The 12,145-nt window shown below is 69.1% G+C and carries 7 protein-coding genes; 1 reads left to right on the plus strand and 6 read right to left on the minus strand.

Going from position 1 to position 12,145, the window contains the following annotated elements; translation table 11 throughout:
- Window position 1 precedes the first annotated feature (1 nt).
- Window positions 2-1,468 carry a HAMP domain-containing sensor histidine kinase gene (locus tag ACL58G_RS22210; protein WP_440963199.1) on the plus strand — a complete coding sequence of 489 codons (1,467 nt, stop codon included), beginning with the start codon at window positions 2-4 and terminating at the stop codon, window positions 1,466-1,468.
- Here the strand turns inward: ACL58G_RS22210 and ACL58G_RS22215 are convergent, their stop codons facing one another.
- The 6 genes from ACL58G_RS22215 to lolD all read right to left on the minus strand — a co-directional run bounded on the left by ACL58G_RS22215 (window position 1,469) and on the right by lolD (window position 12,145).
- Window positions 1,469-3,847 (minus strand): DNA internalization-related competence protein ComEC/Rec2, encoded by a 2,379-nt coding sequence (locus ACL58G_RS22215; protein WP_440963200.1) that lies wholly within the window; start codon window positions 3,845-3,847, stop codon window positions 1,469-1,471. It lies immediately after the preceding gene.
- A 27-nt stretch (window positions 3,848-3,874) separates the two neighbouring features.
- Entirely contained in the window at window positions 3,875-5,497 is a 1,623-nt protein-coding gene (locus ACL58G_RS22220) for a T6SS immunity protein Tli4 family protein (protein WP_440963201.1), read from the minus strand.
- Between the two features lie 355 nt (window positions 5,498-5,852).
- Window positions 5,853-7,520, minus strand: coding sequence for an esterase/lipase family protein (locus ACL58G_RS22225; protein ID WP_440963202.1), 1,668 nt, complete (start codon window positions 7,518-7,520; stop codon window positions 5,853-5,855).
- A gap of 42 nt (window positions 7,521-7,562) precedes the next feature.
- Entirely contained in the window at window positions 7,563-10,475 is a 2,913-nt protein-coding gene (locus ACL58G_RS22230; RefSeq protein ID WP_440963203.1) for a type VI secretion system Vgr family protein, read from the minus strand.
- Window positions 10,476-10,644: 169 nt separating this feature from the next.
- A complete protein-coding gene (locus ACL58G_RS22235; RefSeq protein ID WP_440963204.1) occupies window positions 10,645-11,445 on the minus strand; it encodes a TatD family hydrolase in 801 nt (266 codons plus the stop codon).
- 7 nt (window positions 11,446-11,452) lie between these two features.
- Entirely contained in the window at window positions 11,453-12,145 is a 693-nt protein-coding gene (gene lolD / locus ACL58G_RS22240; protein ID WP_413389109.1) for a lipoprotein-releasing ABC transporter ATP-binding protein LolD, read from the minus strand.

Below are 12,145 nucleotides of genomic sequence, written 5' to 3' on the forward strand. Positions count from 1 at the left end.
GATGGGCCGGCTGTTCTGGAAGTTCTTCCTGTCCATCCTGCTGGCCCAGGTGGCCGCGACGATCGGCGTCGGCGGCACCTTGTGGCTGCGCGACCAGGCGCGCCAGCGCGGCGGCGAACCCACGCTCGACAAGAGTCCGCCCGCCACGATCATGCTCGACGCCGCCGCCGCGACGCTGAAGCACGGCGGTGTCGACGCCTTGCGCGACCTCGCCGCCGGCAGCCGCCGCATGCATTTGTATGTGCTCGACGAACAGGGTCATGAACTGCTCGACCGGCCCGTGCCCGCCAGGCTGCGCGAGGAAGTCGAGCGCAACCTGAACGGCGACGGCCGCACACACGCCGTCGCCCAGCTGACGGGCGCCGACGGCCGCCGCTACACGGCCTTCGCCTCGCGCGCATGGCATATGCCGGGCATGGACGGTCCTGGTCCGCGCGGCTTCGGCATCGGAGCGAGCGCCGGGCCGCCGCCGGCCGGCGCGGGCGGCGGCGACCCGGGCGCGCGCATGGACGGCGGACCCGGCGGCCCGGGCGGCCCGGGCGGCGGCTGGTTCGGCCTGCCGCCGGAATTCAGCCGGCACGTGGGCCCCTGGCTGCCGATCGTCGCCGCCACGCTGGCCAGCCTCCTGTTCGCCGCCCTCCTCGCGTGGTATTTCTCGCGCCCGATCCGCGCCCTGCAGCGCGCCTTCGATGCCGCCGCAGCGGGCGACCTCGCGCCCAGGTTCGCCCACGCGGCGCCGCGCCTCATCGGCGACGAGCTCGCGGAACTGGGCCACGATTTCGACCGCATGAGCGCCCAGCTGCGCGCCCTGATGGACGGCCAGCGCCGCCTGCTGCACGACGTCTCGCACGAACTGCGCTCGCCGCTCGCGCGCCTGCAGGCCGCCATCGGCCTCGCGCACCAGCGGCCGGACCGGCTGCAGGCGTCGCTCGAACGCATCGAACGCGAAAGCGTGCGCATGGACCGCCTCGTCGGCGAGCTGCTGACCTTGTCGCGCCTGGAAGCGGCGACCACGTTACCCGCCGCCGAAGCCGTGGACCTCGTCGAGATGGTCGACCAGATCGCCGACGACGCCCGCTTCGAAGCCGGCGCGGTGGTGGACGTCGACGCGCCGGAACCGGTCACGATACGCGGCGCCCCGGACCTGCTGTGGAGCGCCGTCGAAAACATCGTGCGCAACGCCGTCAAGCACGGTCCGGGCGGCCCCGTGGACGTCCGCGTGCATCCGGACGGCGACCTCGTTCACATCGAAGTCCTCGACAAGGGCCCCGGCATCGCGGCCGAACACCTGGGCGACGTGTTCGAGCCCTTCTTCCGCTCCAACCCCACGCGCAACAACGTCGACGGCCACGGGCTCGGTCTCGCGATCGCCAAGCGGGTCGTGGAGACGCATGGCGGACGGATCTCGGCCGCCAACCGGGCCGAAGGCGGCTTGCGGGTCACGATCACGCTGCCGCGCGTGGTCTGATCAGCGCCCGTACCAATAGCGCGCGTGGTCGGTGCGGTAGCCGCGCCAGGCCACGTCGGCGCCGACCTCCAGCGCAAGCGCGCCCGCGTCGTCGGTCCTCAGTCGCTCGACCCCGAGCGCACCGTAGCGCTCATACACCTCCAGCTTCGGGTGATGGTAGCGATTGCGGTATCCGACCTGGAACACCGCGACTTCCGGCCGCACGGCCTGCAGGAAGGCCAGCGTGGACGACGTGCCGCTGCCGTGGTGCGGCGCCAGCAGGACGTCCGCGCGCAGGCGATCCCGAGCACGCTCGACCAGCGCCGCTTCCTGCGCCGCCTCGATGTCGCCGGCCAGCAGCACCGTGCGCCGGCCGTTGCTGATGCGGAGCGTGCAGCTGCGGGCATTCGTCTTCAGGTGCGCGTCATCGTAGCTGGCCGGCGTCGGATGCAGCATGTCGAACGCGATGCCGTCCCACTCCCAATGCTGGCCGGCGCTGCAGCGCACGTGGCGCGGCGCCGCGCGGACGATGGCGTGATCGGCGGGCAGCGACGAGGCGAGCCAGCCGGCGCCGACGCCTTCCAGCACCGCCAGCGCGCCGCCCGTGTGGTCCGTGTCGCCATGGCTGACGACGATCCCGTCGAGCGTGGCGATGCCGCGCATCCGCAGGTAAGGCAGGATCACGCGGCTGCCGCCGTCCGCGCCGGGGGCGTACGCGGGGCCCGTGTCGTACAGCAGGCGGTGCCGCCGCGTTTCGACGAGCAGCGCCATGCCCTGCCCCACGTCGAACGCGGTTACGCGAAAGGTGTTGTCGCGGGGATGGTCCGGGAGCTGCAGCAGCATCGGCAGCAGCGCGGCGGCCCCGGCCCAGCGGTGCGGCCAGCCGCGCGGCATCAGCATCCACAGGATGCCGCCGAGTCCGAGCGCGAACACCCACGCCTGCGGTGCCGGCGCGCGCCACACGGCGCCGGGCCAGCCGGCCAGCAGCCGCAGCAGCCAGGCGAGCATCTCCACCGTCCAGTGCGCGAGCAGGAGCAGCCAGTCGCCCGGCGGCCCGGGCACCAGGCTGCCGGCCAGCGCGAGCGGCGTCACGACGAAACTGACGAGCGGAATCGCCACCGCATTCGCGGCCGGGCTCACGATCGACACCTGGCCGAACAACAGCAACGTCAACGGCACCAGCCCGGCCGTGACGGCCCATTGCGTCCGTCCGGCCAGCAGCAGCGCGCCGCGCGGACCCGCGGGCGGCGGCCCGATGCGGCCATGACCCGCGAACAGGATGACGGCCACGGCCCCGAACGACAGCCAGAACCCCGGCCACAGCACGGCCCACGGATCGAGCAGCACGACGACCGCGAGCGCCGCGCACAACACGTGCGACACGGCCGCGAGACGCCCCATCCACAACGCGAGCGCGACGACGGACAACATGTACAGGGTGCGTTGTGCCGGCACGCCGAAGCCGGCCAGCAGCACGTACAGGAAGGCGACGGTGGTGCCGGCCAGCGCGGCGGCCTTCTGTGCCGGCAGCCGCAGCGGCAGGCGCGCATCGGTGAAGAACGAGCGGCGCCACAGCGCCGACATGGCCCACGCGGCCAGTCCCGCGATCATCGTGATGTGCAGGCCCGAGATCGAAATGAGGTGGCCGATGCCGGTGCGGTTGAACACCTGCCAGTCGGCCTGCTCGATGCCGCGCTGGTCGCCGATCACGAGCGCCACGATCACGCCCGCGTACGTGCGTCCCGCGAGCGCCGCCTGGATGCGCGCACGCAGCGCCGCGCGGACGCGCTCGACGACCGCGCCGGGACCGGCCACGAACGCGTCCAGCAGCCGGTTGCCGTCGTCGGCCCGCACATAGCCGGTGGCGCGCACGCCCTGTTCCAGCAGCCACGCTTCGTAATCGAATCCGCCCGGATTCGCGTTGCCGTGCGGGCGCTGCAGGCGCACCGTCAATTGCCAGCGCTGGCCGGGCTGGACGTCGCCCACGGCCTGGCGTATGCCATAGCGGCCCTGGTACCACGACAGCGCGATGTGGGAAGGCACGCGTACCGGGTCATCGATGGTGCGCTCCACGCGGAAATCGAAGCGGACGCCCTGGTCGAAGCGGTAAGGCAGCGTCTCGACGATCCCGACGACCCGCACGTCGCGGCCCTCGTCGCGCCTGGCCAGCTCCGCCGACAGCGTCGCCTGGGCCAGGAAGGCGGCCCACGCGTAGCCGGACAGCAGGCCCGCGGCGGCGAGCGCGATGATGCGTGCTGGCGGGGGGCGGATCATGCCGGCGCAGGCCAGCACCAAGAGCGCCGTCGCTGCGCCGGTGGCCAACTGACCGGATGTCGGCAGCGTGGCGCTGGTTTGCAGGTACGTGACGCCGGTGACGAAGCCCAGGATGCAGCTGCGCATGGCAGGCGGGCCGGGAGCCGGCAGCCCTCACGCGAGCCGCGACGGCCCGACCGGGGGCGGCGCCATGCCGTCTTGCGCCTCCTGCCCACTATCGGCAAGAAGCGCGGCACATTCGGCTTCGGCAAGGCGCATCAGTTGCCAGGTACTGCGCCGCTGGATCACTTCCGGACCGGCGGAACGGCCGAATACGCCGACCGGTATCTGGAACGTCGCGGCCGGAAGCGTGCTCCCACGGGGAAACCAGCGTGTCCCGTCGAGGGCATGCGTCTCTCCGCAGCGCCACCAGCCGCTGGCGGGACAGACCTCGCCGGTCCGGACGTTCGCGCCGAGTGCCGCTGCCGGTGCGTGGACGGCGTCGTCTTCCAGGGCCGCACCGACCGGTCCGGGCGGGGCAAGCGTAACCAGCGTAGGCGTACGCGGGCGCAGGCGCTTGTCGACCAGTCTCCACATGGTCGGCCGCGACGGTTCGATGCTCGGCTGGAGGCCACGCAGCTTTTGCCACAGCGTCTGCCGCGGTAACAGCAACGCCTGCGGCATGCGGTCGCCTTTGCGAATCCACTGGACTGCACCGCCTTGCACATCCACACCGGGTCCGCCTTCACGGCATTTCCACCAGCCTGACTGTGGGCAGACGTCCCCGGCCGAAGCCAATGCTCCCAGCGCCGGTCCGGGCGGTTCTGGCGGAGGCTCGGCCGCCGGCGCCGGGCCGGACTTGCGCAAGCGGATGCTGGACGAGATACTGTCCCATAGGGCCAGAACGGCGTCTTCGTGCAGGCTGGAGTCGACTGGCTTACCGCCCGGACGCGGGTTGGTGCCTGTCTCCATATTCAGCAACAGATGTGGCTGCAACAAATCGTCGGCGCCCCCACCGGCCTCCCACATGAAGCCATAGCCGGTCGTAAAATTCAGTTCGCGCACGCGCTCGAGGACCTCTTCGCCCTCGATTCCGTTGATGTTGCGTTTGCCCGAACGTAGCTTGGTTACACGCAGCATCTCGTCGGCACTCGCTTCTGCATCCGCGAGAGCGACGCGCTCGAGCAACCCGTCGTCGACGTGGCCGCCCGCGACGCTGCTGAGAGCCAGCCCCATGTCAGGATGGCCTGGCAGGCCGAGATGAAAGACGACGTGTTCGTTCGTATGCTCAGGCAGCGGCTCCGCGAATACGCCGCGCCAGACACAAAACCCTGGAAACGCCGGGATGTCGTCGCTGCCACGCACGTGCAGGCGCGTCAATAATGCTTCAGCCAATCTTGTGTCGCCCTCATTGGCAACTTTTTTCGACAGGGTAAAACTGACCCCTTCCAGGTGAGCATGGACCTCCACCGATACCCATTCGACATCGACACGACGCCCACCCTCGAATCCATAGGTGCGATCCCTGCCATATTCGAGCGCGCGCCCAATCATTCCGGCAATTCGTAGATCGCGTGCTGCGATCATCCCTCCTGCCCGGGCCGGGTCCGCATCGTTTTCTTGCGCAGCTATGGCGGACTCTCGTGTGTTGACCCGTGCCCGAAACGCCGCCTCGCTTTCTTCGACCGTATCGATCGAGAATCCGGATATCATTTCCCCGGAAAGGCTCGTTTCTGCCTCGCTCGGCACATCGACCAAGTAGCGTCCGACACATACCGTTTTCATCTGTTCGGTCATTTTTGCCACCTCGGATCTGTCTCGTATGCTGCGGACCTGACCGGCGGCCCAGGTTCCCGCACAGGCGAGAGCTGCGCACAATACGATGAGCTCTCGCCATCCGCGCTTCCACGTTCGCGTCATGGCAACATCGACACCAGCTTGACGACAGGGTCGAAGGCTGACGATCGCGGCGACTGCCGCTCGAGCGCAGTCCTGTCGTCAAACCTACCGGTGTCAAACATTACCTCACCTGACCTGCATACTGGTTTGTCCAATGGCAAGCAAGCCCGTTGCCCTGCCGCGTACGCGTCGACACAGCCCGACACCAGGGGCAAGACAACTGCCTTCCGCAATCCGCGTTTCAATGTGCGCTTCATGGCAGCTTTTGCACCAGCTTGACGATAAGGTGATGTGTCAGCAACAGGATCGCGTCGGCATTGAACGCGCCCTGATGATCGAAACCACGGACATCGAATAGCTGGCCAACTTTACCGCGTGGACCCGCACCGGACTGGTGCGGCACGGTACCGTCGCCAGCCACATCCTGGCGTGCCGGCACGAAGTGCAGATTGGTGCGCCCCTCGACTTGCACGCGGCGCCCTCCGGACGGGCCGTAGCCGTGACCGACCGCGCCTCGCAGGTTCGATTCCGTGAAAACGGCACCGGTGCCGGGGTCGCGCGCGACCCAGCGAACGGCGCCGAAGGACATATGTCCGGGATCGGCACCATAGAAGGCATACGTGTTCGGATGATAGTAGGTGCCCAGCGTCTGGCGATGAAACTCTTCGGCACTGCCGATTGCCTTCCACATGATTTCCCTGATTCCGGGACTGCCCTTGTACTTGCCGGCAGGGTCTGCGAGATCCGGGTCTGCCAGGCGATACCATGCGTCGAAGTCGCGATACATGTCATATGGATTACTGACCGGTAGATGCACAACATCCCTCGGTACATCCTTGTTATTGATCCGGCTGACCAGCGAGACATGCAGCCACGGTTGCGGATACAAATGGTTGGGCAGTAATTGCAAAGCACCTGGCGCGGTGGCCATGACCGCCATTGTGTCTTTCGGCATTTCACCGAGGATTTCAGCGATGTGCTCAGCTTTGACGTTGTCCACTTTCCCATTGCTTGGGCTCCACTTCTCGGTTCCGCAAGCGATCCGGCGATAGCAAACAGGTGCGCCGAGTGCCGGCATCGCGCCATGAATCACCCCAAGGATCAGATCGGGTATCTCCTTGGCGCAAGCGCGCGCGACCAGGCCGCCCATCGAATGGGTCACCAGGATGACTTGTCGGCACTCACGCCTGCGCTCCGTCCAGAACGCAATGATGCGCTCGATGCGTTGACGCAGCCGCCTGGCCGAGTCCGCGCACGATTCGAGCCAGTTATAGCCACACGCGTAAACCGGATAGTAATAGCCAGCGTGCTTTTCCAGCTCTTCCTCGCTGACCTTGTCGATACCGCGCACGCCCCACTTGGCGGGGTCGCACTCCATGACGTCCTTCCAGTGGCGGCATATCACGCGCACGTTGTCGAGCTGATCCATTTCGAACGTATGGTTGAGACCCACATGCAAGCCGTAAAGCAGGTTTCCGTAGGAATCCCAGTGCACTTCGCCCCACGACCGTTGGCGCACTTCGGCCTCCGTCATCCCGTAATTGCGTGCCTCAAGAGGCAAATGGATGTCGCCGCGATTATCGGTCTCGAGTGTTCGGCCATCCAACAGGAGTTGCCGTGTCCCGGCATCGTATTTCTTCCATTTACGCGACGTGTTCAACCCCTCGAACGTCCCATTCGGTGCCCGCCACGCCGGCTCCCCCGGATCCAGCAGCTCGTTCGCCCGCATCGCCGGACTGGTCGCGGCCCGCAGATTGCTCCCCATGATCCCCGGTACGACGATGACCGGAACGACCTTCGACGGCGGCAAGGTGAACAGCCCGCGTGTCGTGAACGAGGTGGGGGTCAGGACGGTTCGGCCCGTCCAGCTGCCGTCGGGCTGCGGGACGAGGTTGGGCAAGGGGCGGGTCGGGTCTGCCATGCGCGCTCCGTGGTCTGGGTTGAGTATGCGGAAAATTCGGCGTCAACGGGCCGGGTCGTCGTCGGGGAGGAAGGCCATGGCGACGTCGCCGATCATTTCGCCGATCAGCAACGAGGTGCGGCCCTGTTCGTCGGTGCGTCCGGTGACGGTGCGGCCGCCTTCGAACGTCGCCTGGTAGCGTTGGTTCGGGACCGGCCTGCCGGTCTGCTGGTGGCGCAGCACGACGTATTCGTCCGTGTGCAGGTGCGACGTCGGCATGCGCACGCCCTCCGGTGTCGCGCCGCCGGGGCCGACCTGGTCGAATTCGCTCGCCTTGAAGACCTGGCGGCCGCTCGTCTGCTGGGTGACCGTGCCGTCGGCCCAGTCGGTCTGCGCGCCCGGCGCGATGATCTTCACGGCCGGCGCTTCCAGCTCGATGCGTTCGGCGGCGATCAGGCTGATGCGGCCCGCCGACTTGATCTGGATATTGCCCACGTGCGTGTGCACGATGATGTCGCCGCGGCCCGCGACGAGGCGCACGCCCAGTTCGTGGGCGAACAGGCTCAGGCGGCGGGCGGCGCGCACGAAGATGTTGGCGCCGGCCGCGACCTCGGCGTCGCCCGCGCTGACGACGTCCACCTTGCCGCCCGCGCCCAGCGCCAGGTTGTCGTTGCTGGCGACGATGACGCCGTTCGGCGCCGTCGCGGCCAGGATAGGTTCCCCGCCCCCCGCCGCGCCTTCCGCGACGTTGCTGCCGGCGTGCCACCGTTTCAGCTTGTCGACGAGGGCGGCAAGGCGCCGGCCCGTCGGCTCGTCGTCCGTGTGGACGGCCGCCAGCTTGCCCACTTCGTCGAGGATGCCCTGCATGACGTCGGCCAGGCCCGCCAGTCCGGCGCGGTCGAGCTGGCCCCCTTCCGCCTGCGGGCTCGCCTCCGCGCTGATCAGGACGCCCTGGGCGCCGCGCACGGCCACCGACAGGTCGCTGCGCAGCTCGGCGCCCTCCCCGCGCGGCGTGCCGGTGCCGTCGGCGCGCGGCCGCGTCAGCCAGCCGAGGTTCAGTTCCGACGTGCCGTGGTCGCTGGCCAGCTGCGCGCTGATCTCGCCGCGCGTGTCGTCGAAGCGCAGCTGGTTGCCGCGCGCCCCCTGGATCTCGTGCGTGCGCGTGCCGGATACGTAGCGGTTGCCCGGCAGCGCGCCCGCCTGGCTGAACGCGGGCGGCGCCGTGCGCTGGTTGTACAGCTGGGCGAGGATGATCGGGCGGTCCGGGTCGCCGCCGAGGAAGGCCACCAGCACTTCGGAACCGACGCGCGGCAGCGCCAGCGCGCCGGCCTGCTGCTGGCTGCCGTTGCCGTTGCCGGCCCAGTTGGAGGCGACGCGGACCCAGGCCGAATCGGAGGGCGAATCGGACGCGCCGGCGCCGTGCGCATGGCGATGGTCGGCGACGCGCATGCCCGGGAAGCGGATTTTTACCCGGCCCAGCGCGTCGCAATGGACGTCCTCGCCGGCCGGCCCGACAACGATGGCGCTCTGCAGCGGCGGCTGCGGCAGGTCGGTGCGCGGATCGTAAGCGGGCACGATTGGAATGCCGCGCCGGACGGCGGAAAAGCTGACGCGCACGCGCGCCTGCCCGTCGCCAGCGCGCGGCGCCGGCAGCGCGCTCAGGGCGGCGTCCGCCGACACCTGCCTGGCGTGGCGTTCCAGATCGCGCGGCAGGTTGTTGTCGGCCACGACGTGCAGTTCCGTGATCACGAAATCGCGCTCCGCGGCGGGGTGCGTGTCGATCTCGGGATGGCCTTCGAGCGCAAAATACTGGCCGGCACAGAAGTCGCGCACGCTGCCCTCGCCCAGGAAGCACTTCGATTCGAATTCGTGGCGGCTCATGCGCACCTGGCCCAGGCGCCAGTGGTCCTCGACGTCGTTGCCCGCGTGCGGCATCTCGATCAGGTAGTCGTCCAGCGACGCGGCGAGCGTGTTGCCGCTCGGGCCCTGGTCCACGTTGCTGCGCGCGGAGGCCGTCATGAACTGCGCGGCGCCGGGATTCTTGTAGTCCCAGCTGTGGCGCGTGGCGACGCCCGGCTGCAGGCGGCGCGCGGCGCGCCAGGAACTGACGGTGTCGCGGCCGTCCGCCATGCTGTCGCGGTGGTAACGCACCGTGCCGGCCGCGTTCCGCGGCAGGCCGTTCGGGTCGTTGAACAGCACCAGCGTGTGCGCGGGCGTGCGGTCGTGCGCGGGATCGACGGGGCTGCCGCGGCTGCGTCCCGGCCGGAACACCCACGCGATGCCGCGCCGCTTCAGCAGGCGGCGCACGAACGCGGCGTCCGACTCGTTGTACTGCATGGTCTGTTCGCGCGGCGGGAACTGGCGCATGTCGAACAGCGGATCGAGTTCGAGTTCGAAGGCGTTGGCCAGCACCGTGTTCGACTGGCGCCATTCGTCGCACAGCACCTGCACGATCTCCAGCTCGTTCTGGTAGCGGAACACGCGGCTGTTGGTGCGCTTTTCCATCACGGCGAACACGTCGCGCAAGACCAGCTCGTAGCCGGCCAGGCCGCCGTCGGCGTCGCCCGCGCGCGCCTCGGTGACGACGCCGCACACGCTGCGGAGCATGCCGCGGTCGGTGACGAACCGCAGTTCGGCCGGCAGCGCGATCAGGTCCTTCAGCGCGATGTGCGGGCTGCTGGCGAGGCAGGCGACGCGGTAGTCGATGCCGCCGCAGATCGCCTCGTGGCCCACGACCCGCTGGGGCAGCAGCACGTCCTCCGCGAGCTGGCCGCCTTGGGCAAGGCGCAGGCGCAACGGCCGGTGCGCGGTGCTCAGGACCTTCTCGTGCTGCAGAACCCGCAGGAACTCGCTCGCGCTTTCCACTGTCTCTCCCGTGAACACGCCGCGGCTGCGGCACGAGAATGGATTCTTCCATGCTTCAACCGGCGCGAGATTAACGTGCGTCAGGGTGTACAGGAGCGAACTTCGGCGCATGCGCATGGTCCCACGCTACGCGCCGCGCGGGTGCGCACCGCGCGCCGGCGCGACTCGATGGAACCGGACACTCCCGGCGCGGTCGCGCCGTCATGAGGGCCGGGTAGGACCCATGTGCTTCATGCGCGGCGCGTGGCCGGCCCGGCATCAGCCCGGCATCAGTCCGGCATCAGCCCAGCAGCGCGGCCAGGCGCGGCATCGTCGCCAGCGCGCTCGCGTGCGTCGCCGCGCGCACGGCGTCCGGATCGAGCCCGCGCAGGTCGGCGAGCGCCGCACCGATCGCGGGCAATTGCTCCGGGCTGTTGCGGCCCGGGTGGACCCACGCCGGCGCGATGTCCGGCGCATCCGTCTCCAGCACGATGGATTCCAGCGGCAGGTCCACGGCGAGCCTGCGGATCTGCAGCGCGCGCGTAAAGGTCATGGCGCCGCCGAAGCCGAGGTGGAAGCCGGCGTCGATGAAGGCCTTCGCCTGCTGGAAGCTGCCGTTGAAGGCGTGCGCGATGCCGCCCGCGGGACGGATCTGGCGCACGTGCTTCAGCACCTGGTCCTGCGAGCGGCGCACATGCGTGAGCACGGGAAGGTCGAAGTCGCGCGCGATGCGCAGCTGCTCGCGCAGGAAGCGTTCCTGCTTCGCGCGCATCGCGGGCTCGCACAGCATCGGGATGAAGAAGTCCAGGCCGATCTCGCCGATGGCCACGAAGTTCGGGTCCGCCAGCGACGCCTCGACCTGGCGCCGCAGTTCGGCGAGGTCGTCGTCCGTCGCCTGCGGCACGTAGATCGGATGGATGCCCAGCGCATAGCTGGCGTTGGGCAGGCTGCCTGCCAGAGCGCGCACGACGCCGAAGTTATCGCGCGCGACGGCCGGTATCACGATCATGCCGACCCCGAGTTCCTGCGCACGTTGAGCGATGGCTCCCGACTCCGTGCCGAATTCGTGGGCGTCGAGGTGGCAGTGCGTGTCGATCCACATGGAAGGGTCAAGCCCCGGCCGGCTGCAGGCCGTGCTCCGTCATGCGCAGCACGCGGTCGCAGCGGCGCGCCAGTTCCGGGTCGTGCGTGACGATGACGAAGGCGGTGCCGAGGGTCTTCGACAGTTCGAGCATCAGGTCGAAGATGCCCTGCGCCGTCGAGTGGTCGAGGTTGCCGGTGGGTTCGTCCGCCAGCACGCACGCCGGTTCCGTGACGAGGGCGCGGGCCAGCGCCACGCGCTGGCGCTCGCCGCCGGACAGTTCGCCCGGCCGGTGGATGGCGCGCTGCGTCAGGCCCACGCGCGCCAGGATCGCCTCGGCGCGCGCGACGGCGTCCGCGCGCTTCATGCGCCGGATCAGCAGCGGCATCGCGACGTTGTCCAGCGCCGTGAACTCCGGCAGCAGGTGGTGGAACTGGTAGACGAAGCCGAGCGAGCGGTTGCGCAGCTCGCCGCGGCGCGTCTCCGACAAGGTCGCGAAGTCCTCGCCCTGCAGCGTGACGCTGCCCGTGCTGGGCGTGTCCAGCCCGCCCAGGATGTGCAGCAGCGTGGACTTGCCGGAGCCGGACGCGCCGACGATGGCGACGCGCTCGCCGCGGGCGATCGAGAAATCGATGTTGTCCAGCACCTGGACCGAGTAGTCTCCCTGGCGGAAGGTCTTGGCGACATTGCGGCAGGCAAGTACAGCGGTATTCACATTCAT

It is taken from the genome of Massilia sp. GER05 (assembly GCF_052056005.1).
In the GTDB taxonomy this organism is placed as follows: domain Bacteria; phylum Pseudomonadota; class Gammaproteobacteria; order Burkholderiales; family Burkholderiaceae_D; genus Telluria; species Telluria orientalis.

Bases quoted from the DNA above. Each gene is read 5' to 3' on its own strand.
- ACL58G_RS22230 (WP_440963203.1), bottom strand. From the start codon at position 10,475: ATGCGCCGAAGTTCGCTCCTGTACACCCTGACGCACGTTAATCTCGCG.
- ACL58G_RS22210 (WP_440963199.1), top strand. From the start codon at position 2: ATGGGCCGGCTGTTCTGGAAGTTCTTCCTGTCCATCCTGCTGGCCCAG.
- lolD (WP_413389109.1), bottom strand. From the start codon at position 12,145: ATGAATGTGAATACCGCTGTACTTGCCTGCCGCAATGTCGCCAAGACC.
- ACL58G_RS22215 (WP_440963200.1), bottom strand. From the start codon at position 3,847: ATGCGCAGCTGCATCCTGGGCTTCGTCACCGGCGTCACGTACCTGCAA.
- ACL58G_RS22220 (WP_440963201.1), bottom strand. From the start codon at position 5,497: ATGACCGAACAGATGAAAACGGTATGTGTCGGACGCTACTTGGTCGAT.
- ACL58G_RS22225 (WP_440963202.1), bottom strand. From the start codon at position 7,520: ATGGCAGACCCGACCCGCCCCTTGCCCAACCTCGTCCCGCAGCCCGAC.
- ACL58G_RS22235 (WP_440963204.1), bottom strand. From the start codon at position 11,445: ATGTGGATCGACACGCACTGCCACCTCGACGCCCACGAATTCGGCACG.